Source organism: Schinkia azotoformans LMG 9581 (assembly GCF_000307855.1).
Lineage (GTDB): Bacteria > Bacillota > Bacilli > Bacillales > Bacillaceae_J > Schinkia > Schinkia azotoformans.
In genome coordinates this window covers 1-25,018 of sequence record NZ_AJLR01000110.1, presented here as the reverse complement: position 1 = coordinate 25,018, position 25,018 = coordinate 1, and the positions used below count along the sequence as shown (strand labels likewise).

At 38.8% G+C, this 25,018-nt stretch carries 43 protein-coding genes; 41 read left to right on the top strand and 2 right to left on the bottom strand.

The genetic code is table 11. The annotated features are described in order from the left end of the window. Window positions 1-30: 30 nt before the first annotated feature. The 39 genes from rplC to BAZO_RS11465 all read left to right on the top strand — a co-directional run bounded on the left by rplC (window position 31) and on the right by BAZO_RS11465 (window position 21,872). Window positions 31-663: a 50S ribosomal protein L3 gene (gene rplC / locus BAZO_RS11655; RefSeq protein WP_003331730.1), complete on the top strand. Its 633-nt coding sequence runs from the start codon at window positions 31-33 to the stop codon at window positions 661-663. A gap of 23 nt (window positions 664-686) precedes the next feature. Further along, window positions 687-1,310, top strand: coding sequence for a 50S ribosomal protein L4 (rplD, locus tag BAZO_RS11650; protein ID WP_003331729.1), 624 nt, complete (start codon window positions 687-689; stop codon window positions 1,308-1,310). Then, window positions 1,310-1,597 (top strand): 50S ribosomal protein L23, encoded by a 288-nt coding sequence (gene rplW, locus BAZO_RS11645; RefSeq protein WP_003331728.1) that lies wholly within the window; start codon window positions 1,310-1,312, stop codon window positions 1,595-1,597. The genes rplD and rplW overlap by 1 nt, the downstream gene beginning before the upstream one ends. Window positions 1,598-1,623: 26 nt before the next feature. Next, window positions 1,624-2,454, top strand: coding sequence for a 50S ribosomal protein L2 (rplB, locus tag BAZO_RS11640; protein WP_003331727.1), 831 nt, complete (start codon window positions 1,624-1,626; stop codon window positions 2,452-2,454). A gap of 57 nt (window positions 2,455-2,511) precedes the next feature. After that, window positions 2,512-2,790: a 30S ribosomal protein S19 gene (gene rpsS, locus BAZO_RS11635; protein ID WP_003331726.1), complete on the top strand. Its 279-nt coding sequence runs from the start codon at window positions 2,512-2,514 to the stop codon at window positions 2,788-2,790. A gap of 18 nt (window positions 2,791-2,808) precedes the next feature. Further along, window positions 2,809-3,150 carry a 50S ribosomal protein L22 gene (rplV, locus tag BAZO_RS11630; RefSeq protein ID WP_035198184.1) on the top strand — a complete coding sequence of 114 codons (342 nt, stop codon included), beginning with the start codon at window positions 2,809-2,811 and terminating at the stop codon, window positions 3,148-3,150. Window positions 3,151-3,162: 12 nt separating this feature from the next. Next, window positions 3,163-3,831 carry a 30S ribosomal protein S3 gene (gene rpsC / locus BAZO_RS11625; RefSeq protein WP_003331724.1) on the top strand — a complete coding sequence of 223 codons (669 nt, stop codon included), beginning with the start codon at window positions 3,163-3,165 and terminating at the stop codon, window positions 3,829-3,831. After that, window positions 3,831-4,265 (top strand): 50S ribosomal protein L16, encoded by a 435-nt coding sequence (rplP, locus tag BAZO_RS11620; RefSeq protein ID WP_003331722.1) that lies wholly within the window; start codon window positions 3,831-3,833, stop codon window positions 4,263-4,265. The genes rpsC and rplP overlap by 1 nt, the downstream gene beginning before the upstream one ends. After that, complete coding sequence (gene rpmC, locus BAZO_RS11615; protein ID WP_003331721.1) at window positions 4,255-4,458, top strand: 50S ribosomal protein L29; 204 nt, start codon at window positions 4,255-4,257, stop codon at window positions 4,456-4,458. The genes rplP and rpmC overlap by 11 nt, the downstream gene beginning before the upstream one ends. Before the next feature lie 20 nt (window positions 4,459-4,478). Next, window positions 4,479-4,742: a 30S ribosomal protein S17 gene (gene rpsQ / locus BAZO_RS11610; protein ID WP_003331720.1), complete on the top strand. Its 264-nt coding sequence runs from the start codon at window positions 4,479-4,481 to the stop codon at window positions 4,740-4,742. A 47-nt stretch (window positions 4,743-4,789) separates the two neighbouring features. Next, window positions 4,790-5,158 (top strand): 50S ribosomal protein L14, encoded by a 369-nt coding sequence (gene rplN, locus BAZO_RS11605; protein ID WP_003331719.1) that lies wholly within the window; start codon window positions 4,790-4,792, stop codon window positions 5,156-5,158. 36 nt (window positions 5,159-5,194) lie between these two features. Further along, entirely contained in the window at window positions 5,195-5,506 is a 312-nt protein-coding gene (rplX, locus tag BAZO_RS11600; RefSeq protein WP_003331718.1) for a 50S ribosomal protein L24, read from the top strand. A gap of 26 nt (window positions 5,507-5,532) precedes the next feature. Then, the gene (gene rplE, locus BAZO_RS11595; protein ID WP_003331717.1) at window positions 5,533-6,072 is read left to right on the top strand and encodes a 50S ribosomal protein L5; all 540 of its coding nucleotides are present in this window, start codon (window positions 5,533-5,535) and stop codon (window positions 6,070-6,072) included. 19 nt (window positions 6,073-6,091) lie between these two features. Continuing rightward, complete coding sequence (locus tag BAZO_RS11590; protein WP_003331716.1) at window positions 6,092-6,277, top strand: type Z 30S ribosomal protein S14; 186 nt, start codon at window positions 6,092-6,094, stop codon at window positions 6,275-6,277. Window positions 6,278-6,306: 29 nt separating this feature from the next. Further along, complete coding sequence (rpsH, locus tag BAZO_RS11585) at window positions 6,307-6,705, top strand: 30S ribosomal protein S8 (protein WP_003331715.1); 399 nt, start codon at window positions 6,307-6,309, stop codon at window positions 6,703-6,705. Between the two features lie 29 nt (window positions 6,706-6,734). Next, window positions 6,735-7,274: a 50S ribosomal protein L6 gene (gene rplF, locus BAZO_RS11580; RefSeq protein ID WP_003331714.1), complete on the top strand. Its 540-nt coding sequence runs from the start codon at window positions 6,735-6,737 to the stop codon at window positions 7,272-7,274. 35 nt (window positions 7,275-7,309) lie between these two features. After that, window positions 7,310-7,672, top strand: a complete 363-nt coding sequence (rplR, locus tag BAZO_RS11575; protein WP_003331713.1) for a 50S ribosomal protein L18 — start codon at window positions 7,310-7,312, stop codon at window positions 7,670-7,672. Window positions 7,673-7,691: 19 nt separating this feature from the next. After that, a complete protein-coding gene (gene rpsE / locus BAZO_RS11570; RefSeq protein WP_003331712.1) occupies window positions 7,692-8,192 on the top strand; it encodes a 30S ribosomal protein S5 in 501 nt (166 codons plus the stop codon). Between the two features lie 12 nt (window positions 8,193-8,204). Further along, entirely contained in the window at window positions 8,205-8,387 is a 183-nt protein-coding gene (gene rpmD, locus BAZO_RS11565) for a 50S ribosomal protein L30 (RefSeq protein WP_003331711.1), read from the top strand. Window positions 8,388-8,420: 33 nt separating this feature from the next. Further along, window positions 8,421-8,861, top strand: a complete 441-nt coding sequence (gene rplO / locus BAZO_RS11560; RefSeq protein ID WP_003331710.1) for a 50S ribosomal protein L15 — start codon at window positions 8,421-8,423, stop codon at window positions 8,859-8,861. Beyond that, complete coding sequence (gene secY, locus BAZO_RS11555; protein ID WP_003331708.1) at window positions 8,861-10,147, top strand: preprotein translocase subunit SecY; 1,287 nt, start codon at window positions 8,861-8,863, stop codon at window positions 10,145-10,147. The genes rplO and secY overlap by 1 nt, the downstream gene beginning before the upstream one ends. A 66-nt stretch (window positions 10,148-10,213) precedes the next feature. After that, on the top strand, window positions 10,214-10,867 hold the full coding sequence (locus tag BAZO_RS11550) for an adenylate kinase (protein WP_003331707.1): 654 nt from the start codon (window positions 10,214-10,216) through the stop codon (window positions 10,865-10,867). After that, the gene (gene map, locus BAZO_RS11545; RefSeq protein WP_003331706.1) at window positions 10,864-11,610 is read left to right on the top strand and encodes a type I methionyl aminopeptidase; all 747 of its coding nucleotides are present in this window, start codon (window positions 10,864-10,866) and stop codon (window positions 11,608-11,610) included. Before BAZO_RS11550 ends, map begins: the two co-directional genes overlap by 4 nt. 16 nt (window positions 11,611-11,626) lie before the next feature. Beyond that, window positions 11,627-11,947 carry a KOW domain-containing RNA-binding protein gene (locus BAZO_RS11540; protein WP_003331705.1) on the top strand — a complete coding sequence of 107 codons (321 nt, stop codon included), beginning with the start codon at window positions 11,627-11,629 and terminating at the stop codon, window positions 11,945-11,947. Further along, entirely contained in the window at window positions 11,940-12,158 is a 219-nt protein-coding gene (gene infA / locus BAZO_RS11535) for a translation initiation factor IF-1 (RefSeq protein ID WP_003331704.1), read from the top strand. Before BAZO_RS11540 ends, infA begins: the two co-directional genes overlap by 8 nt. A 33-nt stretch (window positions 12,159-12,191) precedes the next feature. Continuing rightward, window positions 12,192-12,305 carry a 50S ribosomal protein L36 gene (gene rpmJ / locus BAZO_RS11530; RefSeq protein WP_003156543.1) on the top strand — a complete coding sequence of 38 codons (114 nt, stop codon included), beginning with the start codon at window positions 12,192-12,194 and terminating at the stop codon, window positions 12,303-12,305. 22 nt (window positions 12,306-12,327) lie between these two features. Further along, window positions 12,328-12,693 (top strand): 30S ribosomal protein S13, encoded by a 366-nt coding sequence (rpsM, locus tag BAZO_RS11525; protein WP_003331703.1) that lies wholly within the window; start codon window positions 12,328-12,330, stop codon window positions 12,691-12,693. A 21-nt stretch (window positions 12,694-12,714) separates the two neighbouring features. Continuing rightward, window positions 12,715-13,104, top strand: a complete 390-nt coding sequence (gene rpsK / locus BAZO_RS11520) for a 30S ribosomal protein S11 (protein ID WP_003331702.1) — start codon at window positions 12,715-12,717, stop codon at window positions 13,102-13,104. A gap of 205 nt (window positions 13,105-13,309) precedes the next feature. Beyond that, complete coding sequence (locus tag BAZO_RS11515; RefSeq protein WP_003331701.1) at window positions 13,310-14,254, top strand: DNA-directed RNA polymerase subunit alpha; 945 nt, start codon at window positions 13,310-13,312, stop codon at window positions 14,252-14,254. A gap of 49 nt (window positions 14,255-14,303) precedes the next feature. Further along, window positions 14,304-14,666 carry a 50S ribosomal protein L17 gene (gene rplQ, locus BAZO_RS11510; RefSeq protein ID WP_003331700.1) on the top strand — a complete coding sequence of 121 codons (363 nt, stop codon included), beginning with the start codon at window positions 14,304-14,306 and terminating at the stop codon, window positions 14,664-14,666. 208 nt (window positions 14,667-14,874) lie between these two features. Next, window positions 14,875-15,720, top strand: a complete 846-nt coding sequence (locus BAZO_RS11505; RefSeq protein WP_003331699.1) for an energy-coupling factor ABC transporter ATP-binding protein — start codon at window positions 14,875-14,877, stop codon at window positions 15,718-15,720. Next, on the top strand, window positions 15,696-16,568 hold the full coding sequence (locus tag BAZO_RS11500) for an energy-coupling factor ABC transporter ATP-binding protein (protein WP_003331698.1): 873 nt from the start codon (window positions 15,696-15,698) through the stop codon (window positions 16,566-16,568). Before BAZO_RS11505 ends, BAZO_RS11500 begins: the two co-directional genes overlap by 25 nt. Then, window positions 16,565-17,359, top strand: a complete 795-nt coding sequence (locus BAZO_RS11495; protein WP_003331696.1) for an energy-coupling factor transporter transmembrane component T family protein — start codon at window positions 16,565-16,567, stop codon at window positions 17,357-17,359. Before BAZO_RS11500 ends, BAZO_RS11495 begins: the two co-directional genes overlap by 4 nt. An 11-nt stretch (window positions 17,360-17,370) precedes the next feature. Next, the gene (gene truA, locus BAZO_RS11490) at window positions 17,371-18,108 is read left to right on the top strand and encodes a tRNA pseudouridine(38-40) synthase TruA (protein ID WP_003331695.1); all 738 of its coding nucleotides are present in this window, start codon (window positions 17,371-17,373) and stop codon (window positions 18,106-18,108) included. Window positions 18,109-18,291: 183 nt separating this feature from the next. Then, on the top strand, window positions 18,292-18,729 hold the full coding sequence (rplM, locus tag BAZO_RS11485; protein WP_003331694.1) for a 50S ribosomal protein L13: 438 nt from the start codon (window positions 18,292-18,294) through the stop codon (window positions 18,727-18,729). Window positions 18,730-18,750: 21 nt separating this feature from the next. Beyond that, entirely contained in the window at window positions 18,751-19,125 is a 375-nt protein-coding gene (rpsI, locus tag BAZO_RS11480) for a 30S ribosomal protein S9 (protein WP_003331693.1), read from the top strand. A 377-nt stretch (window positions 19,126-19,502) separates the two neighbouring features. Beyond that, on the top strand, window positions 19,503-19,946 hold the full coding sequence (locus tag BAZO_RS11475; protein ID WP_003331692.1) for a DUF2521 family protein: 444 nt from the start codon (window positions 19,503-19,505) through the stop codon (window positions 19,944-19,946). An 81-nt stretch (window positions 19,947-20,027) separates the two neighbouring features. Then, window positions 20,028-20,753: an N-acetylmuramoyl-L-alanine amidase CwlD gene (cwlD, locus tag BAZO_RS11470; RefSeq protein ID WP_003331691.1), complete on the top strand. Its 726-nt coding sequence runs from the start codon at window positions 20,028-20,030 to the stop codon at window positions 20,751-20,753. 69 nt (window positions 20,754-20,822) lie between these two features. Beyond that, a complete protein-coding gene (locus tag BAZO_RS11465; RefSeq protein WP_003331690.1) occupies window positions 20,823-21,872 on the top strand; it encodes an Mrp/NBP35 family ATP-binding protein in 1,050 nt (349 codons plus the stop codon). Window positions 21,873-21,936: 64 nt separating this feature from the next. Here the strand turns inward: BAZO_RS11465 and gerD are convergent, their stop codons facing one another. Further along, entirely contained in the window at window positions 21,937-22,566 is a 630-nt protein-coding gene (gene gerD / locus BAZO_RS11460; protein ID WP_003331689.1) for a spore germination lipoprotein GerD, read from the bottom strand. 319 nt (window positions 22,567-22,885) lie between these two features. Between gerD and BAZO_RS11455 the strand changes: the two genes are divergently transcribed. Continuing rightward, the gene (locus BAZO_RS11455; RefSeq protein WP_003331688.1) at window positions 22,886-23,485 is read left to right on the top strand and encodes a KinB-signaling pathway activation protein; all 600 of its coding nucleotides are present in this window, start codon (window positions 22,886-22,888) and stop codon (window positions 23,483-23,485) included. 18 nt (window positions 23,486-23,503) lie between these two features. Here the strand turns inward: BAZO_RS11455 and pdaB are convergent, their stop codons facing one another. Then, the gene (gene pdaB / locus BAZO_RS11450; RefSeq protein ID WP_003331686.1) at window positions 23,504-24,265 is read right to left on the bottom strand and encodes a polysaccharide deacetylase family sporulation protein PdaB; all 762 of its coding nucleotides are present in this window, start codon (window positions 24,263-24,265) and stop codon (window positions 23,504-23,506) included. 149 nt (window positions 24,266-24,414) lie between these two features. Between pdaB and BAZO_RS11445 the strand changes: the two genes are divergently transcribed. Then, a complete protein-coding gene (locus tag BAZO_RS11445; protein ID WP_003331685.1) occupies window positions 24,415-24,651 on the top strand; it encodes a hypothetical protein in 237 nt (78 codons plus the stop codon). Window positions 24,652-25,018: the final 367 nt, after the last annotated feature.

The following is a 25,018-nucleotide window of genomic DNA, read 5'->3' as shown; positions in this document are numbered from 1 at the left end:
AAAACGATATTAATTCAGGAGGTGTGACTAATGACCAAAGGAATCTTAGGTAGAAAGATTGGTATGACTCAAGTGTTTTCTGAAAACGGTGATTTAATCCCAGTAACAGTTATTCAAGCTGAAGCAAACGTTGTTCTACAAAAGAAAACTGTTGATACTGATGGTTACGAGGCAATCCAATTAGGATTCGCTGACAAAAAGGAATCTCGTACAAACAAACCTGAAAAGGGTCATGCAGCAAAAGCAAATACAGCTCCTAAGCGCTTCGTCCGTGAAATCCGCGGTATTAACGCTGGGGAGTATGAAGTTGGTCAGGAAGTCAAAGTTGATTTATTTTCAGAAGGTGAGCTTGTAGACGTTACAGGAACTTCAAAAGGTAAAGGATTCCAAGGTGCGATCAAGCGTCATAACCAATCTCGCGGCCCTATGGCTCACGGATCTCGTTATCACCGTCGTCCTGGTTCAATGGGACCAGTTGCTCCAAACCGCGTATTCAAAGGTAAATTGTTACCTGGACAGATGGGTGGAGAGCAAATTACTGTTCAAAATCTTGAGATTGTTAAAGTAGATGCAGAACGTAATATTATTTTAGTAAAAGGAAATGTTCCTGGAGCTAAAAAGAGCTATGTAAAAATCCTTAGTGCGGTTAAAGGTAACAAATAATTGTTCGGAAAGGAGGAAATTAGATGCCTAAAGTAGCACTTTATAATCAAGCAGGTTCACAAGTAGGTGAAATTGAACTTTCTGATGCGGTTTTTGGTATTGAGCCAAACAACAATGTACTTTTTGATGCAATTATTATGCAACGTGCAACACGCCGTCAAGGTACACATAAAGTAAAAAACCGCTCTGAAGTAAGCGGTGGCGGAAGAAAGCCATGGCGCCAAAAAGGAACTGGACGCGCACGCCAAGGTTCAATTCGTTCTCCACAATGGAGAGGTGGGGGTATTGTATTCGGACCTACACCAAGAAGTTATTCATTTAAACTTCCTAAGAAAGTACGTCGTTTAGCTATTAAATCAGCACTTTCTACAAAAGTTTTAGGAAATGATGTAGTAGTACTAGAAAATTTAACAATTGAAGCACCAAAAACAAAAGACATGGTTCAAGTGTTAAATGCTCTATCTTTAAATAAGAAAGTACTAATCGTAACAGCTGATGCAGATCAAACAATCGAGTTATCAGCACGTAACATTCCTGGTGTTACTGTTGTAGACGCTAATGGAGTGAATGTTTTGGATGTAATGAACCATGACAAAATGGTGATTACAAAAGAAGCAGCAGAAAAAGTTGGGGAGGTGCTTGCATAATGAAAGATCCTCGTGATATTATTAAGCGCCCCGTGATAACTGAACGTTCTACTGAATTAATGGGTGAAAAGAAATACACATTTGAAGTAGATACAAGAGCTAACAAAACAGAAGTAAAACAAGCTATTGAGCAAATTTTCGGCGTAAAAGTTGAAAAAGTTAACGTTCAAAATTATGACGGTAGATTTAAGCGTGTAGGTCGCTATACAGGTACTACACCAAAGCGTAAAAAAGCAATCGTAAAATTAACTGCTGATAGCAAAGAATTGGAATTCTTCGAAGCATAAAATGATAGTGAAGGAGGGAAACCGAAATGGCGATTAAAAAGTATAATCCTACGTCAAACGGTCGTCGTGGTATGACAGTTTTAGATTTCGCTGAAATCACAACTGACACACCAGAGAAATCATTACTTGCACCGTTACACAAAAAAGCGGGACGTAATAACCAAGGTAAAATCACAACACGTCATCATGGTGGCGGACATAAGCGTCAATATCGTATAATCGATTTCAAACGCGATAAAGATGGAATACCAGGACGCGTTGCTACTATTGAGTACGATCCAAACCGTACTGCAAACATCGCGTTAATCAACTATGTTGATGGTGAAAAGCGTTATATCATTGCGCCAAAAGGTTTAAAAGTTGGTCAAGAAGTATTCTCAGGTCCGGAAGCGGATATTAAGGTTGGTAATGCATTACCATTACAAAATATCCCGGTTGGTACTGTGGTTCATAATATTGAGTTAAAGCCAGGTCGCGGTGGACAATTAGTTCGTTCTGCTGGTGCTGAAGCTCAAGTATTAGGTAAAGAAGGTAAATATGTATTAGTTCGTTTAATGTCAGGTGAGGTTCGTCAAATCTTAGCGACATGTCGTGCAACAGTTGGCCAAGTAGGCAACTTAGAGCATGAACTAGTAAACGTTGGTAAAGCAGGTCGTTCTCGTTGGTTAGGCATTCGTCCTACTGTTCGTGGATCTGTAATGAACCCTAATGACCATCCACACGGTGGTGGTGAAGGTAAAGCACCAATCGGTCGTAAATCACCTATGTCTCCATGGGGTAAACCAACACTTGGAGCTAAAACACGTAAGAAAAACAAAGCGTCAGACAAATTTATTGTTCGTCGTCGTAAAAAATAACGCGATTGTTCTGCGGTTCATTAGAACCGTGGTGCAATCACGAAGGGAGGTTCATTCATGGGTCGTAGCTTGAAAAAAGGACCATTTGTCGATGATCATTTAATGAAGAAGGTTGAAGGACTTAACGAGTCTAACAAAAAACAAGTTATTAAAACTTGGTCTCGTCGTTCTACAATTTTTCCAGAATTTATCGGGCACACAGTTGCTGTTTATGATGGACGCAAGCATGTTCCAGTATTCGTGACTGAGGATATGGTTGGTCATAAATTGGGCGAATTTGCTCCTACCCGCACTTATAAAGGTCATGCGGATGACGATAAGAAAACAAGACGTTAGTAGAGAGGAGGTACTTGAATGGAAGTGAAGCAAGCTAAATCGATCGCGAGAACTGTTCGTATTGCTCCTCGTAAAGCTCGTATGGTTATTGATCTAATCAGAGGAAAGCAAGTGGGTGAAGCTATTGCGATTCTTCGCCATACGCCAAAAACAGTTTCTCCTGTTATCGAGAAGGTATTAAAATCAGCTATCGCAAATGCAGAGCACAACTACGAAATGGATGTAAATAATTTAGTAGTTTCTCAAGCATTCGTTGATGAAGGTCCAACTTTAAAACGTTTCCGACCTCGTGCACAAGGACGTGCGAGTGCAATCAACAAACGTACTAGCCACATTACAGTAGTGGTATCTGAAAAGTAAGGAGGGATAGTAGTGGGTCAAAAAGTAAATCCTAACGGACTTCGTGTTGGTATAATTCGTGACTGGGAATCAAGATGGTTCGCTGGTAAAGATTATGCTGATCTATTACATGAAGATATTAAAATCCGTGAATATATTAGCAAACGTTTATCAGATGCAGCTGTTTCTAAAATCGAAATCGAACGTGCTGCAAACCGTGTGAATATCGCTATCCACACTGCTAAGCCAGGAATGGTTATCGGTAAAGGTGGAACAGAAGTCGAAGCTCTTCGTAAAGCACTTAACGAATTAAGCGGCAAGCGAGTTCACATTAACATTATGGAAGTTAAAAAAGCTGATATCGATGCAACATTGGTTGCTGAAAATATTGCTCGTCAGTTAGAAAATCGTGTATCATTCCGTCGTGCACAAAAGCAAGCTATCCAACGTGCTATGCGTGCTGGTGCAAAAGGAATCAGAACAATGGTATCAGGTCGTTTAGGCGGAGCTGACATCGCTCGTTCAGAACATTATAGTGAGGGTACTGTACCACTTCATACATTACGTGCGGATATCGACTATGGTACTGCAGAAGCTGACACTACTTATGGTAAGTTAGGTGTTAAAGTATGGATCTATCGTGGTGAAGTTCTTCCTACTAAGAAAAGAGCAACGAAAGATGAGGAAGGAGGAAACCAATAATGTTATTACCAAAACGCGTTAAGTATCGTAGAGAACACCGCGGAAATATGCGTGGTCGCGCTAAAGGCGGTACTGAAGTACACTTCGGTGAGTTCGGTTTACAATCACTTGAAGGATCTTGGATCTCTAACCGTCAAATTGAAGCTGCTCGTCGTGCAATGACTCGTTATATGAAACGTGGCGGTAAAGTTTGGATTAAAATCTTCCCATCTAAGCCATTTACAGCGAAACCATTAGAAGTACGTATGGGTTCCGGTAAAGGTGCTCCAGAAGGTTGGGTAGCGGTAGTAAAACCAGGAAAAGTTATGTTTGAAATTGCAGGTGTATCTGAAGAAGTAGCACGTGAAGCTTTACGTCTTGCTGCACACAAGTTACCTGTTAAATGTAAGTTTGTAAAACGCGAAGATATTGGTGGTGAAACTAATGAAGGCTAATGAAATCCGTGATTTAACCACTGCCGAAGTTGAACAAAAAGTAAAATCTTTAAAAGAAGAATTATTTAACCTTCGTTTCCAGCTTGCGACTGGTCAATTAGAGAACACTACTCGTATTCGTGAGGTACGCAAGGCGATTGCTCGTATGAAGACGATTATTCGCGAAAGAGAACTTGGTGTTAACAATCGATAATCGAGAGGAGGTTAGCGTAAATGAGTGAACGCAACCAACGTAAGGTATATGTCGGTCGTGTTGTATCCGACAAAATGGATAAAACGATCACTGTAGTAGTTGAAACTTACAAAAAACATTCACTATACGGCAAGCGTGTTAAATACTCTAAAAAGTATAAAGCTCATGATGAGAACAACCAAGCTAAAATTGGTGATATTGTAAAGATCATGGAAACTCGTCCGCTTTCAGCTACAAAGCGATTCCGTTTAGTTGAAGTAGTAGAAGAAGCAGTAATTATCTAACAATAAAGTTCGGTTATAATTTGTGTTCCGAAAGGAGGTACTAATCGATGATTCAACAGGAAACTCGATTAAAAGTTGCTGACAACTCAGGTGCACGTGAAGTTTTAACAATCAAAGTTCTTGGTGGCTCTGGCAAAAAGACAGCTAATATCGGTGATGTTATTGTATGTACTGTCAAGCAAGCAACACCAGGAGGCGTTGTCAAAAAAGGTGACGTTGTTAAAGCTGTAATTGTACGCACAAAGAGTGGTGCACGTCGTGGAGACGGCTCATATATTCGTTTTGATGAAAATGCATGTGTAATTATCCGTGATGACAAGAGTCCACGTGGTACACGTATCTTTGGCCCAGTGGCTCGTGAGTTACGTGAAAGAAATTTTATGAAAATTGTTTCATTAGCTCCAGAAGTACTATAAAGATCTTATTTTTTGCCTTGAAGGAGGTGCTATAAGATGCATGTAAAAAAAGGTGATAAGGTACAAGTGATCTCTGGTAAAGACAAGGGCAAACAAGGTGTAATCCTTGAAGCATATCCGAAAAAGGACCGTGTCTTAGTAGAAGGCGTGAACGTTATTAAAAAACACTCAAAGCCATCTCAAATGAATCCTCAAGGTGGAATCATGAGCCAAGAGGCACCTATTCATGTATCAAATGTAATGCCAATCGATCCAAAGACTGGCAATCCTACTCGTGTAGGTTACAAAGTTGTTGATGGTAAGAAAGTACGTATTGCAAAAAAATCAGGTGAAGTATTAGATAAATAGTTTGTAAAGAAAGGAGGTCGCGACTAGTGAATCGCCTAAAAGAAAAGTACAATAAAGAAGTTGTTCCAGCTCTTGTGAGCAAGTTTAGCTATACATCAGTTATGCAAGCACCTAAGCTTGAAAAAATCGTTATCAACATGGGTATTGGTGATGCAGTTCAAAACTCAAAAGCATTAGATAATGCTGTTGAAGAATTAGCTGCTATCACAGGTCAAAAGCCTGTTGTAACTAGAGCGAAAAAGTCAATTGCAGGTTTTAGATTACGTGAAGGAATGCCTATCGGTGCGAAAGTTACCCTTCGTGGTGAACGTATGTATCAATTCTTAGATAAATTAGTTTCTGTTTCTTTACCTCGTGTTCGTGACTTTAGAGGTGTATCTAAGAAATCATTCGATGGCCGTGGTAACTATACACTAGGTGTTAAAGAGCAGTTAATTTTCCCTGAAATTGATTACGATAAAGTATCTAAAGTACGCGGTATGGACATTGTTATTGTTACTACTGCTAATACAGATGAAGAAGCTCGTGAGTTATTAACTCAAATGGGCATGCCGTTTCAAAAGTAATTAAAAAGGAGGGAAATTCGTGGCCAAAAAATCAATGATCGTTAAGCAAAAACGCAAGCAAAAGTTTGCTGTTCAAGAATATACTCGTTGTGAACGCTGTGGTCGTCCGCATTCAGTATTACGCAAATTCAAACTTTGCCGTATTTGTTTCCGTGAATTAGCATACGCAGGTCAAATCCCTGGTGTTAAAAAAGCAAGTTGGTAAACCCTTAATTTGGGAAGGAGGTAAATAATATGGTTATGACTGATCCAATTGCAGATATGCTTACTCGCATCCGTAATGCGAATATGGTTCGTCACGAGAAGTTAGAAATCCCTGCATCAAAACTTAAGAGAGATATCGCTGAAATCCTTAAGAGCGAAGGATTTGTACGTGACGTTGAGTATATCGAAGACAACAAACAAGGAATTATCCGTATTTTCCTTAAGTACGGCGCAAACAATGAGCGTGTAATTACTGGTTTGAAACGTATTAGTAAACCTGGTTTACGTGTTTATGCAAAAGCTAACGAAGTACCTCGCGTACTTAACGGATTAGGTATTGCAATTGTTTCAACATCTAGCGGTGTTTTAACAGATAAAGATGCTCGTGCAAAACAAGTTGGCGGAGAAATCCTAGCATACGTTTGGTAAGATTTTTTTCATGAATGGAGGTGCAATAAATGTCTCGTATTGGTAAGAAAATACTTGAGATTCCACAAGGCGTTACTTTAACAAACAACAGTAACGTGATTACAGTAAAAGGACCTAAGGGCGAGTTAACACGTGCTTTTAATCCTGAAATGACAATTAAAGTTGAAGACAATGTTCTTACAGTTGAACGTCCAACAGACAATAAAGAACATCGTTCTTTACACGGTACAACACGTGCAATCCTTGGAAATATGGTTGAAGGTGTAACTAACGGCTACCAGAAAACTCTTGATTTAATCGGGGTTGGTTACCGTGCTTCTAAGGCTGGTAGCAAACTAGTTCTTAACGTTGGTTATTCTCATCCAGTAGAAATTCAGCCAGAAGAAGGCATCGAAATCGAAGTTCCTTCTAATACAAAGATCATTGTTAAAGGTATTGATAAAGAGCGCGTTGGCGCAATTGCTTCAAATATTAGAGCAGTTCGTCCACCAGAGCCATATAAAGGTAAAGGTATTCGTTACGAAGGTGAATTCGTACGTCGTAAAGAAGGTAAAACTGCTAAGAAATAACGCTTCTTAAAGTAGAAGAAAGGAGTGAATCCGGAATGATTACTAAGCTAGACAAAAATGCTGTGCGTAAGAAAAGACATGGTCGTGTTCGTGCTAAAGTAAGCGGAACACCACAGCGCCCACGTTTAAACGTATATCGTTCAAATCAGCATATTTATGCTCAATTAATCGATGATGTTAATAAAGTTACATTAGCTAGTGCATCTACTGTTGAAAAAGATTTAAGTCTTGAATCAACTGGAAACGTTGAAGCAGCTCAAAAGATCGGTGAATTAGTTGCGAAACGTGCACTTGAAAAAGGTGTTAAAGAGGTAGTCTTTGATCGTGGCGGCTACTTATATCATGGAAGAATCAAAGCTTTAGCAGAATCTGCTCGTGAAGCTGGTCTTGAATTCTAATTACAAGGGAGGGAAATAAATGCGTCTTGTTGATCCAAATAAATTAGAGCTTGAAGAGCGCGTGGTTACGGTTAACCGTGTTGCAAAAGTTGTTAAAGGTGGTCGTCGCTTCCGCTTTGCTGCGCTAGTCGTTGTTGGTGATAAAAATGGTCATGTAGGTTTCGGAACTGGTAAAGCACAAGAAGTTCCTGATGCAATTCGTAAAGCAATCGAAGATGCTAAGAAAAACTTAATCAATGTACCTATCGTCGGAACTACAATTCCGCATGAGGTTATCGGTCGATTTGGTGCAGGTAATGTATTATTAAAGCCTGCTTCTGAAGGTACAGGAGTTATCGCTGGTGGTCCTGTTCGTGCCGTACTAGAATTAGCTGGTGTGGGTGACATCCTTTCTAAATCATTAGGTTCTAATAACCCAATTAATATGGTACGTGCAACAGTTGAAGGTTTAAAAGATCTTAAACGTGCTAATGAAGTTGCGAAGTTACGTGGCAAAACGGTAGAAGAACTGTTAGGATAAGGAGGGAAAAAAATGGCTAATAAATTACAAATCACCCTCAAACGCAGTGTAATTGGTCGTCCAGAAAACCAAAGAGCTACTGTAAAATCTTTAGGTTTACGTAAATTACATCAAACTGTTGTTCACGAAGATAATGCTGCAATTCGTGGAATGATTAATAAAGTATCACATTTAGTATTAGTTGAAGAAGTTTAATATTTAAAGTTGAAATAAAGAGGAGGTGCAAGAATGAAACTACATGAGTTAAAACCAGCAGAAGGTTCTCGTAAAGAGCGTAATCGCGTAGGACGTGGTATGGCTTCAGGTAATGGTAAAACATCAGGTAGAGGTCATAAAGGTCAAGGTGCTCGTTCAGGCGGCGGTGTACGTCCTGGATTTGAAGGTGGACAAATGCCTCTATTCCAACGTTTACCAAAACGTGGATTTACAAACATTAACCGTAAAGACTATACGATTGTAAATGTTGAAACATTAAATCGATTCGAGAACGGTACAGAGGTAACTCCTGAATTACTGCTTGAAACTGGTGTTGTTAGCAAGTTGAATTATGGTGTGAAGATACTAGGAAATGGTAAGTTAGAAAAGAACCTTACTGTTAAAGCACATAAGTTCTCAAGCGCAGCTAAAGAAGCGATCGAGGCAGCTGGCGGTAAAACTGAGGTGGTTTAATGTTTGAGACAATCTCCAATTTTATGCGAGTAGGTGAAATACGGCGTAAAATTGTATTCACCTTATTAATGCTCGTAGTTTTTAGGCTCGGTAGTTTTATACCAGTTCCAGGTGTAAATACAGAAGTTATTAAGCTTTCCGACCAAAGTGTGTTTGGACTTCTGAATACATTCGGTGGTGGAGCGTTAAAAAACTTCTCGATATTTGCAATGGGTATCATGCCATACATTACTGCATCCATTATTATTCAGCTTTTACAAATGGATGTAGTACCTAAATTTACTGAGTGGTCTAAACAAGGAGAGGTTGGCCGTCGTAAGTTAGCTCAGTTTACCCGCTACGGGACCATAGTACTTGGATTTATCCAGGCAATTGGTATGTCTATCGGATTTAACAATCTATTTCCGGGTCTAATTAAAAACCCTGGAGTACCGACATATTTATTAATTGCATTAGTGTTAACTGCCGGAACAGCATTCCTGCTTTGGCTGGGGGAACTCATTACCTCTCATGGGGTTGGTAATGGTATTTCAATCCTGATCTTTGCAGGTATCGTTGCTGCCATTCCAACAGCAGTGAACCAAATCTATGCACAGCAAATCGAAGGTGCTGGTGAAGCACTCTTTCTACGCATTGTAACAGTCGTATTATTACTGGTGGCAGTTTTAGCTGTTATCGTTGGAACGATTTTTATCTCACAAGCACTTCGGAAAATTCCGATCCAGTATGCGAAGAGACTTGTAAATCGTAGTCCAGTTGGCGGACAGTCAACTCATCTTCCGATAAAGGTTAATGCAGCTGGTGTTATTCCGGTAATCTTCGCGATTTCGTTCTTAATAACACCGCCGACAATTGCGGGATTTTTTGGACAAAATAACGTTACCACTTGGATTCAGACGACGTTTAACTACTCTCATCCAATTGGTATGATTGTATATGTAGCATTAATTGTTGCTTTTACCTATTTCTACACATTTGTTCAAGTTAATCCTGAGCAAATGGCAGAAAACCTTAAAAAACAAGGTGGTTATGTTCCGGGTATAAGACCAGGAAAAAGTACTCAGGAGTACCTAACTCGCATTCTTTATAGACTAACTTTCGTAGGATCCATATTCCTGGCAGTTATATCTGTACTTCCTGTTTTCTTTATAAATATTGCGGGATTACCGCAATCTGTTCAAATTGGTGGAACAAGTTTACTGATTGTAGTCGGCGTAGCGCTGGAGACAATGAAACAGCTTGAAAGTCAACTAGTAAAGAGACATTATAAGGGATTCTTGAAATAGGATATAGGAGGTAGCGGTAAGTAATTCACTTACCTGCACCTCGCCAGAATAATGGGGGGTTGAAAGATGAATCTAGTATTGATGGGGTTACCGGGAGCTGGAAAAGGGACACAAGCGGAAAGAATCGTAGAAAAATATGCTATACCACATATTTCTACAGGGGATATGTTCCGTGCCGCTATTAAAGAGGGAACAGAATTAGGGATAAAAGCAAAATCATTTATGGATCAAGGCGCACTTGTTCCAGATGAAGTTACAATCGGGATTGTGAAGGAGCGTTTAGCTAAGGATGACTGTAAAAAAGGTTTTCTACTAGACGGATTTCCAAGAACAGTTCCTCAAGCTGAAGCACTTGAAGTACTTTTAACTGAACTAGATCGTCAAATTCATTATGTTATCAATATTGAAGTTGACACTAGCAAGTTAATGGAGCGTTTAACAGGACGTCGTATTTGTAAGTCATGTGGGGCTACATACCATATGGTATTTAATCCTCCTGCTAACGAAGGCGTTTGTGACAAGTGTGGGGGCGAACTTTACCAACGTTCTGATGATAATGCAGAGACTGTTGGAAATCGCTTAGAAGTAAATATCAAGCAGACACAACCATTACTTGATTTCTATAATGAAAAAGGTTACTTACGTAATATTAACGGAGATCAAGATATTGAAGTCGTTGCTAAAGATTTAGATGAACTCCTTGGGGGCTTAATTGGATGATCATTTGCAAAACTGAGCGAGAACTTGAGATTATGCGTGAAGCAGGTAGAATTGTTGCACTAACACATGAAGAGCTTAAAAAATATATACAACCGGGGATTACGACCAAGGAATTAGACAATATAGCTGAAAAGACCATACGATCCTATAATGCAATTCCATCCTTTAAAGGATACAACGGTTTTCCTGGAAGTATATGCGCGTCTGTGAATGACCAACTAGTGCACGGTATACCCGGGGATCGTGTTCTTCGCGACGGCGATATTATTTCTATTGATATCGGAGCAAAATACAATGGCTACCATGGGGATTCAGCATGGACATATGCGGTAGGAACCATAGATGAAAACACAAAGAAACTACTAGAAGTTACAGAAGACTCTTTATATAAAGGTCTAGATGAAGCAAAAGCCGGTGTACGATTATCGAATATCTCTCATGCGATTCAAACATATGTAGAGGCAAACGGTTTTTCCATTGTTAGAGAGTACGTGGGGCATGGAGTTGGGCAGGATCTGCATGAAGATCCGCAAATTCCACATTATGGACCTCCTAACAAAGGGCCACGGTTAAAGCCTGGTATGGTGCTTGCTGTAGAACCTATGGTTAATGCAGGTGCACGCTATGTAAAGACACTTTCAGATAACTGGACTGTTGTTACAGTAGATGGCAAGATGTGTGCACATTTCGAACACACAATTGCGATTACTGAAACTGGATTTGAAATTTTAACAAAAGCCTAAGTGAAGGTGATAATGGGTGAACGAACCTGATTCGAGTCCGCAAATAGGTCAGTTGGTCAAAATTCTACAAGGAAGAGATACTGATCAGTTTGCAATAGTGTTAAAAGTCCTCGATGAGCGTTTCGTGTTTATCGCTGATGGTGATAAACGTAAATTTGATCGGCCAAAGAAAAAGAACATTAATCATCTTGAGTTTTTTGATTATGTTTCTCCGGAAGTTCAGAACAGTATTAGTGAAACTGGTCGTGTGACAAATGGAAAGCTAAGGTTTGCTGTTTCAAAGTTTGTCAATGAGCAAATTACTGATTTTGAGAAGGGAGAGCAGCTTGATGGCTAAAGAGGATGTCATTGAAGTAGAAGGTACGATTGTCGATACTCTACCAAACGCTATGTTTAAGGTGGAGCTAGAGAACGGCCATACTGTATTAGCACATGTATCAGGGAAAATTCGCATGCATTTCATTCGAATTTTGCCAGGTGATAAGGTGACTGTAGAGTTATCTCCATACGATTTAACTCGCGGTCGGATCACATATCGTTACAAATAAAATAGCACTCCGTAACATAAGGAGGTTCAAAAGATGAAAGTTAGACCATCCGTTAAACCAATATGCGAAAAATGTAAAGTTATTCGTCGTAAAGGGAAAGTAATGGTTATTTGTGAAAACCCTAAGCATAAACAAAAACAAGGCTAAACAAGAGGAGGTGCAACTTTAAATGGCACGTATTGCAGGTGTAGATATTCCACGCGAAAAGCGTGTAGTAATCTCATTAACTTATATTTACGGTATTGGCCGTGCAACTGCACAGAAAATCTTAGCTGAAGCTGGTGTTTCAGAAGATACTCGTGTTCGTGATTTAACTGAAGATGAGTTAGGTAAAATCCGTGAAATTATCGACCGCCACAAAGTGGAAGGTGACCTTCGTCGTGAAGTATCCCTTAACATTAAGCGTCTAATCGAAATCGGTTCTTACCGTGGACTTCGCCATCGTCGTGGTCTTCCAGTTCGTGGACAAAATACTAAAAATAACTCTCGTACGCGTAAAGGTCCTCGTCGTACAGTTGCTAATAAGAAGAAATAAAGTAAAGGAGGGAACTTGTAAATGGCTCGTAAGACTAACACTCGTAAACGCCGTGTAAAAAAGAATATAGAAACTGGCGTAGCGCATATCCGTTCTACATTCAATAATACAATCGTTACGATTACTGATGCTCACGGTAACGCTGTTTCTTGGTCAAGTGCAGGTGCATTAGGTTTCAGAGGTTCTCGTAAATCTACACCTTTTGCTGCACAAATGGCTGCAGAGACTGCTGCAAAAGCTTCTATGGAGCACGGTATGAAAACATTAGAAGTTACAGTTAAAGGTCCTGGAGCTGGACGTGAAGCTGCGATTCGTGCACTACAATCTGCAGGCTTAGAAGTTACAGCTATCCGTGACGTAACTCCAGTACCTCATAATGGTTGCCGACCACCAAAACGTCGCCGTGTATAATTAATCTGTATATATTTTGAATCCCTGTCTATAATGGGATATGATAACAGTTTTTTTATACTATCTTTTTACTAAGAGAAACGGACTAACAGATAATTAGGAATTTGTTGTGCACATTTGGGAATTGCCTAATGGGGAATTTCGGTTAGGGCTAACTTTAGTGACCCTAGCCGAGGTTTCGACGTTTTGAAGGAGGGTTTATTGAATGATAGAGATTGAAAAACCAAAAATCGAAACGGTTGAAATCAGCGATGATGCTACCTTTGGTAAATTCGTTGTCGAACCGCTTGAGCGTGGATATGGTACCACTTTAGGAAACTCCTTACGTCGTATTTTACTATCCTCTCTCCCTGGGGCTGCTGTAACATCCATTCAAGTCGATGGTGTTCAACATGAATTCTCTACAATTGAAGGTGTAATTGAGGATGTTACAACTGTAATCTTGAATATCAAGAAATTAGCATTAAAAATTTATTCTGATGAAGAAAAAACATTAGAAATTGATATTCAAGGCGAACGTGAAGTAACAGCTGCTGATATTACACATGACAGTGATGTTGAGATACTAAATCCTGATCTTCATATTGCTTCACTAGGAAAGAACGGAAACCTACGTATGCGATTAACCGCTAAACGTGGACGCGGTTATACACCTGCTGATGCAAACAAGCGTGAGGACCAACCAATCGGTGTGATCCCAATTGATTCAATCTTTACACCGGTTTCTCGTGCAACTTATACAGTTGAAAATACGCGGGTTGGACAGGTAGCAAACTTTGACAAGTTGACTCTGGATGTTTGGACAGATGGTAGCATTCGACCAGAAGAAGCTGTTTCGCTTGGCGCAAAAATTTTAACCGAGCATTTAAACATCTTCGTTGGTTTGACTGACGAAGCCCAAAATGCTGAAATTATGGTTGAAAAAGAAGAGGACCAAAAGGAAAAGGTTCTCGAAATGACAATTGAAGAACTTGATTTATCTGTTCGCTCTTATAACTGCTTAAAACGTGCTGGTATCAATACCGTACAGGAATTAGCAAATAAGACAGAAGAAGATATGATGAAAGTTCGAAACCTTGGAAGAAAATCCTTGGAAGAGGTTAAGGCTAAGCTTGAAGAGCTTGGACTTGGTCTTCGTAGAGACGAATAAATCCATATATTTATATGGACAAAATTTCAACAAAGGAGGGACACTAGAGATGGCTTACGCAAAATTAGGTCGTACATCTTCTCAACGTAAAGCTCTTTTCCGTGATCTTGCTACAGATTTAATTATCAATGAGCGTATCGAAACGACAGAAGCGAAAGCGAAGGAGCTTCGTTCAATTGTTGAAAAAATGATCACTCTTGGTAAGCGTGGAGATTTACATGCACGCCGCCAAGCTGCTTCTTTCATTCGTAATGAAGTAGCAAACACAGAAACTGGCGAGTACGCAGTTCAAAAGCTTTTCGATGACATCGCAAAGCGCTACGAAGAGCGTCAAGGTGGATACACTCGTATTCTTAAACTTGGTCAACGCCGTGGTGATGGTGCTCCAGTCGTTATTATTGAATTAGTTTAACTTTATTCAGCTTGCTGAATAAAATTAAAGCCTCCGGCGGATGCCTCGGATTTTAAAGGTAATTATCGAGCAAGCTCGATAAAATCCGGGCATAAATACGCCAAGGCGTATTTTATACTTCTTCTAAAAGGGCGAGACAGAATCTTACGAAAAAGATCTGAGTCTATGCCCTTTTTTGTTATACATCGGACAGTGGGTGACATGCTTAATGAATAAGGAAGAAATTATTGCAGTTCAAAATGTAAAATTTCGATACTCTAATGACGGAGATTGGGCCTTAAATGAGGTTAGTTTTCCTGTATATAAAGGGGAATGGCTCGCTATAGTAGGACATAACGGTTCCGGGAAATCTACATTAGCCAAAATATTGAACGGTCTTTTAATGCACGAAAGCGGTTCGGTTATTGTTGAAGGAATTGAATTAAATAATGATACAATTTGGGATATTAGAAAAAGAGTAGGTATGGTTTTCCAAAACCCGGATAATCAATTCGTGGGAACAACGGTTAAAGATGATGTAGCCTTCGGATTAGAGAATAATGGAATACCACGAGAGGACATGATCGGGCGCATTGAAGACAGCATCGAACGGGTTAGAATGACTGACTTTCTTAATCATGAACCACATCGATTATCTGGAGGCCAAAAACAACGTGTTGCCATTGCTGGTGTTTTAGCCTTGCAGCCAGCCGTTATGATTTTGGACGAGGCGACATCGATGTTGGATCCACTCGGTCGTAAAGAAGTAATTGAGACGGTCCGCAACCTACAACAGCAATTGGGTCAAATGAGTGTTATTTCAATAACTCATGATTTAGAAGAGGTCACCCAAGCAGATCGTGTCATAGTCATGAATCGTGGACAGAAATATGCCGAAGGAACCCCTGAGGAAATTTTCGAACTAGGCGACGAGTTGGTTTCATTAGGTCTTGATTTACCATTTACAGTTAAGCTTTCACAATTGCTCAAAGAAAAAGGTGTTAAGTTATCAAAATCCCACTTAAAACAACGAGATTTGGTGAATGAACTATGGACATTATATTCGAAAATGTAGAGCATGTATATAACCCTAAAACCCCCTTTGAAAGAAAGGCCTTATTTGATTTAAATATTAAGATTCCATCAGGAACCTTTCAAGCGGTGATTGGACATACAGGTTCAGGTAAATCAACGTTAATACAGCATATTAACGGCCTTTTAAGACCAACTAGTGGGAAGATTTCAATTGGTGATCGGATCATCGGTCCTGAAAAGCAAAAAGACCTACGGAGCTTGCGCAAAAAGGTCGGTATTGTTTTTCAATATCCCGAACATCAACTCTTTGAAGAAACGGTTGAAAAGGATATCTGTTTTGGTCCAATGAATTTTGGCGTGTCCGAAGAAGTGGCCAAAAGAAAAGCAAGAGAGATTTTACAGTTAGTCGGGTTACCTGAATCTGTATTAGAGAAATCGCCATTTGATTTAAGTGGTGGACAAATGCGAAGAGTGGCTATTGCTGGTGTATTGGCGATGGAGCCTGAGGTGCTGATTTTGGATGAGCCGACAGCTGGTCTTGATCCGCGCGGTCGTAAAGAAATAATGGATATGTTTAAAATGATGCATGACAAAGCGAAATTGACAACGATCCTTGTTACTCATAGTATGGAGGATGCTGCCTTTTATGCTGACCATATTATCGTGATGGATAAAGGGACAGTCTATATGCAAGGAACACCATCGGAAATATTTCAAGAGCCTGAAAGACTGAATAAGGTTGGGTTAGATATTCCCGAGTCTGTTCAATTCATGAGATCCCTCTCTGATGCAGTCAAGAAGCCATTGCCGCAGGCCTTTACGGTAGAGAAAGTCGCAGATCATACACTTAAGTTGCTTGCGAGAGAGGAGATGGAGCTCGGCAAATGAAAAATGTAATTATTGGACAGTATGTACCAGGGAACTCCTTTATCTATCGAATGGATCCTCGTGCTAAAATCTTAACTATTTTTTTCTTTGTCATTATCGTCTTTCTTGCCAATAATATTACAACCTATTCCATACTAGTATTATTCACAATTACCAGCATTTTACTCTCGAAGGTTCCGATCGGGTATATTTATAAAGGGTTGAAGCCGATTTTATGGATTGTGTTATTTACCTTGATTCTACATTTATTTATGACAAAAGAAGGCGATGTTGTAGTTGATTTCGGTTGGTTGACGGTTCATGAAGGAGGTATTAGGCAAGGGGTTTTCATCTCATTGCGTTTTATTCTCTTGATTATGGTAACTAGTTTACTTACCTTAACGACAACACCAATTGAGATAACAGATGGTATGGAATCATTGCTTTCTCCATTTAAAAGATTTGGTGTACCGGCCCATGAGCTTGCTTTAATGATGTCTATTTCACTGCGGTTTATTCCAACCTTAATGGAAGAAACAGAAAAAATTATTAAAGCGCAATCAGCCCGTGGTGTTGAATTTACAACAGGTTCTTTAAAGGAGCGCTTTAAGGCCATAGTTCCCTTATTAGTACCTTTATTCATCAGTGCCTTCAGGCGGGCTGAAGATTTAGCCCTGGCGATGGAGGCAAGAGGGTACCGTGGTGGGGAAGGAAGGACCAAGCTTAGGGAATTAGTTTGGAAAGCCTCAGATAACAGTGTGTTTATATTATTGGGAGCCATGACCATTTTACTAATTATGTTGCGGTCATAAAGGTGATAAAAATGAACCGGTTGAAATGTACAATAGCATATGATGGAACCAACTTTTCAGGATTTCAAGTCCAATCAAATGGGCGAACAGTCCAAGGTGATATTGAGAAAGCTTTGTTTAAGCTTCATAAGGGTGAGGAAATTCGCATCCACCCATCGGGACGAACGGATGCAGGCGTTCATGCACATGGACAAGTAATCCATTTTGACAGCCCCTTATCGATTCCTGTAGACCGCTATCAGATGGCTTTAAATACTTTGCTCCCTGATGACATCGTCGCCCTGACGATCGAGAATGTAAATACAGATTTTCATGCCAGATATAATGTCGTGAAAAAAGAGTATCGTTATTTTTTATTGAATCAAAAAGAACGAGATGTTTTTCGCAAAAATCATAGCTATTATTATCCGTATGCTATCAATCTTGATCGAATTATCGAAGCAACCAAATATCTGCTGGGGGCACACGATTTTACATCGTTTTGCTCGACGAAGTCCGATAAAGAGAATAAAGTTCGAACGATTGAAGAGATTGAGATATGGAAAGAAAATAATGAAATAGTTTTCCGCTTTGTCGGAAATGGGTTTCTATACAATATGGTTCGAATTATTGTTGGTACCTTGTTAAAGGTTGGCCAAGGGAAGTTAGAACCTGAGGATATTAAAGTTATTTTAGAAGAAAAAAACCGTAAAGCAGCCGGTAAAACAGCCCCTGCTCACGGGCTTCATCTGTGGAAAGTCTGGTATTAGGTAAATAACTTAAAAGCAACTTCTCCAGGTGTAACATTTTCTTGACATTGAATCCGTAAATGTTATATTATTACCTATGGTACATTTTCAAAGATCACGCCACGATTTTAGCCCCGAAACTAATCGTGTGAAAATAAACTTTAGAAAATGAAATGAACGAAAGATTTTTTAGGAGGGAATACAATGCGTCAAACTTATATGGCGAAGGCTTCAGATATTCAGCGTAAATGGTTAGTAATCGATGCTGAAGGCCAAACTTTAGGTCGTCTTGCTAGCGAAGTAGCTTCAATTCTTCGCGGTAAGCATAAACCAACATTTACACCACATGTTGACACAGGTGATCATGTAATCATCATTAATGCTGAAAAGATTCAATTAACTGGTAACAAACTAGAGAATAAAGTATATTACCGTCATTCAGGACATCCAGGTGGATTAAAATCACGTACTGCTAAGGAAATGATTGAAACTCGCCCTGAACAAATGCTTGAAGGTGCAATTAAAGGAATGCTTCCAAAAAACACTTTAGGTCGTCAAATGTTTAAGAAGCTTAACGTATACAAAGGTAGCGAACATCCACATCAAGCACAAAAACCAGAAGTTTATGAACTTCGCGGATAATTTCTAAGGAGGTAAATTAATTTGGCACAGGTACAATATATCGGTACAGGACGTCGTAAAAGTTCAGTAGCACGTGTTCGTTTAGTTCCTGGTAACGGACGTGTTGTCGTGAACGGACGCGACATTGAAGAATATTTTAATTTAGAAACTCTACGTGTAGTTGCTACTGAAAATGCAGGCAGCTACGATGTATTAGTTAACGTAAGCGGCGGTGGATACACTGGTCAAGCTGGTGCAATCCGTCACGGTATTGCTCGTGCATTACTGCAAGCTGATCCAGAATATCGTGCAGTACTTAAGAGCGCAGGCTTCTTAACTCGTGATGCTCGCATGAAAGAACGTAAGAAATACGGTCTTAAAGGCGCTCGTCGTGCACCACAGTTCTCAAAACGTTAATTTTTGGAATTGGACTAAGTTCAAAAGGCTCTCAACCAAATGGGTTGGGGGTCTTTTTTTTTGTTTAAATTTGTTTTTTCCTTTAATTGGGCAAATGGAGTTGCCTTTAAAACGAATGAGAATAATGTACATGTAAGACAATATATCTTATATAAGTAGAAAGTAACACATATAAGTGTAAATTGAACATATATGTAAAGTAGCTTTAACTTTATTCAGCTCTCCTGAATAAAGTTAAAGCCTCCGGCGGATGCTTCAGATTTTCAAAGGTAATTTGTCGAGCAAGCTCGAAAAAATCTGGGCTCAAATACACCAAGGTGTATTTGATGTGTATTGTAATAACACTAGTTCATCTTTAAGAAAAGGTGTGAAGCGTGATGAATGTGATTACAACATTGATGGACAAAAGAGAAGAAAAGCGTATTGCCTTTGAGCGAAAAGTTTTGAGAGAGCTTTCGATTAATAAGTTAAAAGAAAAAGTGAATTTATATTTTTCCCCTTATTTTCGCTCACAATCCATTTTTTCAACCGCCATTGAAGATGGAAGTATTGACATTGCGATAGAACTCTATATATTAGGAGCCAAAATGAGCCGTTTTGGTTACTTTGGCGAAACAGAGGAACAAGTAAGAACAAGATGTGCTGATGAAATGAAGTACTATACCGATAGTCTATTTGAGTATTTGCAATATTGGGGTGCTGCGGGTGGAAATGATTTAGTGAACGAATCCATCTTTTTGGCGGCAGAGCAATTTACCTCCTATTGGTGGAATGAAGGATTTCGAAAAGGGGAAATGAGATACAAAATGCGCCTGCATTAGTTGGATGTCCTAAATTTCTTTCATATTTGTCCATTTGGTCCCATATAGTGAAGTAGGAAAAGCTTCGGAGGGACCGAAAATATGAAGAGAAAAATTCAATTTTTAGTTTTCATTTCTGGATCAGTACTATTGTTTTTTTTATTTCAATACCAGTTTTCGATTAATAATACCTGGGATTCTTGGAGTTTACCTTTATCCGGGAAAATAATTATTGTCGATCCTGGACATGGATACCCTGACCCTGGTGCGGGTCCAGAAGGTGCTTTTGAAAAGGATATAGCATTTAATATCTCATTACTCTTGAGGGACTACCTTCAAGAAGCGGGTGCCCTTGTTATTATGACAAGGGAAGATGATTTTGATTTAGCTGATAAGGGTTTAAAGGGCTACAGCAAAAGGAAAACCCAGGATTTAATACGGCGTGTGGAGCTAATCAATAAGTCAGAAGGAGACTTGCTTGTTTCTGTCCATTTAAATTCATTACCGTCATCAAGATGGAGCGGGGCCCAAACCTTCTATTACCCGCGGTTTGAGGAGAATAAGCTATTGGCTAAAATGATACAAAAAGAAATGGAAGCGAACCTTGAAAATACAGTCAGACATGCAAAAGCCATTAATCACGTCTATGTTTTGAAGGAGGCGGAAATGCCTTCTGTATTAGTGGAAGCGGGATTCTTATCTAATCCTGGGGAACGTGAGCAATTAAAATCAAAGGCCTATCAAGATAAGATTGCGGCGAGCATTTATCAAGGTATTTTACGATTATACACAGAAAATCCGAAACATAAAGAACCTTCTCCTGAATAGAAGGTTTTTTTCTATTGTCATTGTGTTATAATCATAATGTTAAAATAATTTTATTAGGTGGTGGGTTATTTGTTAACTAATGAACAAGTAAGAGACATACTAGGTAAGATTAAAGACCCTTATTTACATAGAACACTGGCCGAAACGAACGGCATCGAAGAAATAAGTATTAAAGAAGAAAAGAATCATGTTAGTGTTAAGATTGCAATTGCCCAGGCTGGTTCAAAGGATCAAATGGAAATCCAGCAGCAGGTTGTTCAAGCATTGAAAAATGCTGGTGCAAATACTGTTGGGATTCGTGTAAACCAACTTCCAGCGGAAATCGTCGCAAGTCTTGCTCCGGCAGACGAGCCAAAATCGATCTTAGCTCCGGGAAGCGGCACAACATTTATTGCAATTGCGAGTGGTAAAGGTGGGGTTGGAAAATCAACTGTATCCGTTAACCTTGCTGTAGCACTAGCTAGATTAGGCAAAAAAGTAGGTCTTGTTGATGCTGATATTTATGGATTCAGTGTACCTGATATGATGGGAATCGCTGAGCGTCCTCAGGTTCAAAATGACCGTATTATGCCAGTTGAACGTTTTGGAGTAAAGGTAATCTCAATGGGCTTCTTTGTAGAAGATAATGCACCAATCATTTGGCGCGGTCCAATGCTAGGTAAAATGTTAAATCAATTTTTTACTGAAGTTGAGTGGGGAGAGCTAGATTATTTATTATTAGATTTACCTCCGGGAACTGGGGATGTAGCGTTGGATGTACACCAAATGATCCCGCATTGTAAAGAAATTATCGTAACAACTCCACACCCAACAGCAGCCTTTGTTGCAGCCCGTGCTGGTGCAATGGCATTGAAGACAGACCATGAGCTACTAGGTGTTATTGAAAATATGTCTTACTTCGAAAGTAAAGTCACAGGTGAAAAAGAGTACATCTTTGGTAAAGGCGGCGGCCAAAAGCTTGCTGAAGATTTAGATGTAGCTTTATTAGGACAAATTCAGTTAGGTCAGCCCGAAATTGATGAAAATGATTTTGCTCCATCCATTTATGATTCTAATGATCAAATCGGTAAAGTATATCTTGAAATCGCTGAACAAGTTGTTAAACTTGCAGGAAAGTAAAATTCTATCTACGAAAAAATGTCAGGCATATCAACAAAAGCCTGACATTTTTAGGTTATGAGAATTATTGGCCACCGCCGCCTTCTCCACTATCACCGCCACCGCTGCTTTCGCCACCACTATTGCCGCCTTCTTTTCCTTGTTTTTGGAGTTCTTCAGCCCCTTTAATTAGAAGGTCTTGCATTTTAGCTTTGAAAAGTGGACTGCCCATCGTTTCTATCATGACAGTCTTCATTTGATCTCGATACTTTTGAGTTTTCATTGCATCGGTTATTTGTTTTTCCATTTCAGGATTTTTTAATATTTCAATCATAGCCTTTTGGTAGTCTGGGTCCTTCATTAATTCCTTCATGAGCTTTTCATGTTCTTTTTGCATTGATTTTGCAAAGCTTTCAGCAAACTTTGGATCATCAAATTGTTTTTTCCAAAAGTCTTCAGCTTCTTTTGAGGTAAGAGCTCCCTTAATCGTTTCCTTAACAACCATTTCATCCATGATTAACTTTGCTTTTGTTTTATCATCATTGAGTACATCCTCAATAGCTTTCTTTCCTTCATCTGTTTTGAGGATATCTACGACCAATTTTTTTGTCCCCTCATAATCAGCCGATTGTCCGTTTCCTTGGTCAGCCGGTGCACAGCCGTTTAATAAAAAAAATAAAAGAAGCACGAGGAGCATTAGGGATATTCTTTTCATAATTAAAAGGCTCCTTTCAATAGAGATTCCTACTTTTAGGATGATAAGAAATTCAAAAATTATACGTTTTCTTGTTCTAGCTTTTTAAGGGTGTGATTGGTACAATTATGTTAACTTTATTCAAATCCCTCGCTTCCATAAGTGGTAGGATGAATACCAATCCAGTATGTAATTGAGGGAGTTCAAACTTCTATTGAATAATGTTATAGCCTCCGGCGGATGCCTCAGATTTTTAAAGGTAGTTTTTCGAGCAAGCTCGAAAAAATCTGGGCGCAAATACGCCAAGGCGCACTTGATTGAATTTTGGAGGCTTAAAAAGGTGACGAGTCGAAATTGGGTTTATTTATTTTTTACCACACTAATCATCGGTGCAGTTAGCACAATCTTCGTTGGTTTTGCAGTTGAATGGAGTAAATATTCGGTTTTCTTTACAACATTTAATATTGTTGAAATTTTATCGATTGCGATTTGGTTTATTGGAGTAGGCTTCATTTTCAGTTTGATCAGCCAAGCGGGTTATTTCGCTTACTTAACTGTACACCGTTTCGGACTGGGGATGTTTAAATCCTTATGGGGGCCAGTTCAAATTGTATTAACTGTATTTGTATTATTTGACTTTATCTATCTTCGTTATACCACCTTTGCAACAGAAGGGGATGCACTACTTCCTTATGTAATTCCAGCGGTGTTAATCCTTGTTTACGGATTAATCGTTGCTTATTATAAAGTGAAACAAACGAATCAGACAGCTTTTATCCCTACCTTGTTTTTTATATCAGCTATTACCATTATCGAATGGGTTCCGGCCCTTCGTGCAAATGAACGGGACTGGCTATTATTAATGATTTTCCCTCTTCTTATTTGTAATACATGGCAATTATTCATTTTGTATAAACTTAATCAAAAAAGCAAAAAATAGCTGATCGCATTTGATCAGCTATTTTATTTCAGAGCTTCTTATTTCAGCATTAGAGATTAATTCATCAACTGTGACACTTTGAAGATTTTTAGACTTCAATCCTTTAATAATAAGCGGTAAGGCTTTATCAGTTTGGGTTGCAGAATCAGATGCATGAAGTAACACGATATCGCCTGCACTTACATTTGGCACCACATTTTCTACGATTTTTTCAACCCCTGGATTCGTATAATCCTTTGAATCGATGCTGTAATGAACAATAGAGTACCCGTAACTATCTGCGATCTTTAAGATTTTTTTATTAAAATTCCCATTAGGTGTACGGAGAAACTTTACATCCTTGATCCCTAATTTTTTTAATGTTGTGTCGGCAAGCAGAATATCCCTTTTAATTTTCTTCTCATCCCAATCAGTATAATTGCGGTAATGGTATCCCATGCTGCCGATATCATGTCCTTCTTTCACAATTCTCTCTACCACTTGCGGATGTCTTTCAGCCCAAGAAGCAGAAATAAAAAACGTAGTATTTTTAATTCCTTCATTTTTAAGCACGTCCAATATTTTATCAGCCTGTTCATCTCCCCAGTTTATATCGAACGTAAGGGCAATATTTTTCCCGGTTTTTTCTCCTTTATAAATGGCCATCGGGCCTTCCTTCGTTGAAAAAACGGATTGTTGCTGATTGCCCATATACAAAATACTAGCCGTAAAAAAAGCAGCTATGATTACAATAAGAGATTGTTTAAGCCTCCTACCATTAATCACATAAAAAAATTTCATTAAAATCCTCCTCCAACAAATGATTGCGATGGTAATAAATATGCAAAATTGGACAAGACTATGAATAAATTTTTTTTAGCAAGAAAAATTATCAATACAAACTATATCTTTAGGAATGAATAGTATAAATCCAAACTTGAGGTGACGGTATGCTAGCATTTTTAGTCAATAAAAGAGAAATAAAAGAACTAGAGTATTTATTAAAAAGGGAGATGGAAGAAATACTGCATGATCTTAATGATTCAAGAATCGACCAAATCGTTAAGCATGCAATGGAAGACCGTTATCAAGTTTTATTTAATTTCTTTAAAAGATTTGCTTCTGAAAGAGATTGCTGTAAGTATTTAAGAACGAAAAAATTCAAAGGAAATAAAATGGTTAAATAATAGTTGGGGCTAGGGTAATATTATTTTGTGTTGGTTCAATCTATAATTAATAAGTACTTGTTGACCGAATAAAATTATTATGATATATTATTCTCACTGTTTAAAAAACACAGTTTTCTATTGATAAAATAGTGTTGACATTAATGAGAATTCTTGTTAATATATTAAAGTCCCGAGCATGTCGTTAGAAAATAAACAAAAAACTTATTGACTTCTGCGCATGATCTTGGTATAATAAAAAACGCCGCTAGAAATAATGGTGGCGATGTTAAATGGATTAAAATGATCTTTGAAAACTAAACAAAATGTCAAGCGTGCAAATAAAGTTGAACTTTAAAGTTCAACACCAAGTCAGTATTAATTTTGA

Bases quoted from the DNA above. Each gene is read 5' to 3' on its own strand.
- rplC (WP_003331730.1), top strand. From the start codon at position 31: ATGACCAAAGGAATCTTAGGTAGAAAGATTGGTATGACTCAAGTGTTT.
- rplD (WP_003331729.1), top strand. From the start codon at position 687: ATGCCTAAAGTAGCACTTTATAATCAAGCAGGTTCACAAGTAGGTGAA.
- rplW (WP_003331728.1), top strand. From the start codon at position 1,310: ATGAAAGATCCTCGTGATATTATTAAGCGCCCCGTGATAACTGAACGT.
- rplB (WP_003331727.1), top strand. From the start codon at position 1,624: ATGGCGATTAAAAAGTATAATCCTACGTCAAACGGTCGTCGTGGTATG.
- rpsS (WP_003331726.1), top strand. From the start codon at position 2,512: ATGGGTCGTAGCTTGAAAAAAGGACCATTTGTCGATGATCATTTAATG.
- rplV (WP_035198184.1), top strand. From the start codon at position 2,809: ATGGAAGTGAAGCAAGCTAAATCGATCGCGAGAACTGTTCGTATTGCT.
- rplP (WP_003331722.1), top strand. From the start codon at position 3,831: ATGTTATTACCAAAACGCGTTAAGTATCGTAGAGAACACCGCGGAAAT.
- rpmC (WP_003331721.1), top strand. From the start codon at position 4,255: ATGAAGGCTAATGAAATCCGTGATTTAACCACTGCCGAAGTTGAACAA.
- rpsQ (WP_003331720.1), top strand. From the start codon at position 4,479: ATGAGTGAACGCAACCAACGTAAGGTATATGTCGGTCGTGTTGTATCC.
- rplN (WP_003331719.1), top strand. From the start codon at position 4,790: ATGATTCAACAGGAAACTCGATTAAAAGTTGCTGACAACTCAGGTGCA.
- rplX (WP_003331718.1), top strand. From the start codon at position 5,195: ATGCATGTAAAAAAAGGTGATAAGGTACAAGTGATCTCTGGTAAAGAC.
- rpsH (WP_003331715.1), top strand. From the start codon at position 6,307: ATGGTTATGACTGATCCAATTGCAGATATGCTTACTCGCATCCGTAAT.
- rplF (WP_003331714.1), top strand. From the start codon at position 6,735: ATGTCTCGTATTGGTAAGAAAATACTTGAGATTCCACAAGGCGTTACT.
- rplR (WP_003331713.1), top strand. From the start codon at position 7,310: ATGATTACTAAGCTAGACAAAAATGCTGTGCGTAAGAAAAGACATGGT.
- rpsE (WP_003331712.1), top strand. From the start codon at position 7,692: ATGCGTCTTGTTGATCCAAATAAATTAGAGCTTGAAGAGCGCGTGGTT.
- rpmD (WP_003331711.1), top strand. From the start codon at position 8,205: ATGGCTAATAAATTACAAATCACCCTCAAACGCAGTGTAATTGGTCGT.
- rplO (WP_003331710.1), top strand. From the start codon at position 8,421: ATGAAACTACATGAGTTAAAACCAGCAGAAGGTTCTCGTAAAGAGCGT.
- secY (WP_003331708.1), top strand. From the start codon at position 8,861: ATGTTTGAGACAATCTCCAATTTTATGCGAGTAGGTGAAATACGGCGT.
- BAZO_RS11550 (WP_003331707.1), top strand. From the start codon at position 10,214: ATGAATCTAGTATTGATGGGGTTACCGGGAGCTGGAAAAGGGACACAA.
- map (WP_003331706.1), top strand. From the start codon at position 10,864: ATGATCATTTGCAAAACTGAGCGAGAACTTGAGATTATGCGTGAAGCA.
- infA (WP_003331704.1), top strand. From the start codon at position 11,940: ATGGCTAAAGAGGATGTCATTGAAGTAGAAGGTACGATTGTCGATACT.
- rpmJ (WP_003156543.1), top strand. From the start codon at position 12,192: ATGAAAGTTAGACCATCCGTTAAACCAATATGCGAAAAATGTAAAGTT.
- rpsM (WP_003331703.1), top strand. From the start codon at position 12,328: ATGGCACGTATTGCAGGTGTAGATATTCCACGCGAAAAGCGTGTAGTA.
- rpsK (WP_003331702.1), top strand. From the start codon at position 12,715: ATGGCTCGTAAGACTAACACTCGTAAACGCCGTGTAAAAAAGAATATA.
- BAZO_RS11515 (WP_003331701.1), top strand. From the start codon at position 13,310: ATGATAGAGATTGAAAAACCAAAAATCGAAACGGTTGAAATCAGCGAT.
- rplQ (WP_003331700.1), top strand. From the start codon at position 14,304: ATGGCTTACGCAAAATTAGGTCGTACATCTTCTCAACGTAAAGCTCTT.
- BAZO_RS11505 (WP_003331699.1), top strand. From the start codon at position 14,875: ATGAATAAGGAAGAAATTATTGCAGTTCAAAATGTAAAATTTCGATAC.
- BAZO_RS11500 (WP_003331698.1), top strand. From the start codon at position 15,696: ATGGACATTATATTCGAAAATGTAGAGCATGTATATAACCCTAAAACC.
- BAZO_RS11495 (WP_003331696.1), top strand. From the start codon at position 16,565: ATGAAAAATGTAATTATTGGACAGTATGTACCAGGGAACTCCTTTATC.
- truA (WP_003331695.1), top strand. From the start codon at position 17,371: ATGAACCGGTTGAAATGTACAATAGCATATGATGGAACCAACTTTTCA.
- rplM (WP_003331694.1), top strand. From the start codon at position 18,292: ATGCGTCAAACTTATATGGCGAAGGCTTCAGATATTCAGCGTAAATGG.
- BAZO_RS11475 (WP_003331692.1), top strand. From the start codon at position 19,503: ATGAATGTGATTACAACATTGATGGACAAAAGAGAAGAAAAGCGTATT.
- cwlD (WP_003331691.1), top strand. From the start codon at position 20,028: ATGAAGAGAAAAATTCAATTTTTAGTTTTCATTTCTGGATCAGTACTA.
- gerD (WP_003331689.1), bottom strand. From the start codon at position 22,566: ATGAAAAGAATATCCCTAATGCTCCTCGTGCTTCTTTTATTTTTTTTA.
- pdaB (WP_003331686.1), bottom strand. From the start codon at position 24,265: ATGAAATTTTTTTATGTGATTAATGGTAGGAGGCTTAAACAATCTCTT.
- BAZO_RS11445 (WP_003331685.1), top strand. From the start codon at position 24,415: ATGCTAGCATTTTTAGTCAATAAAAGAGAAATAAAAGAACTAGAGTAT.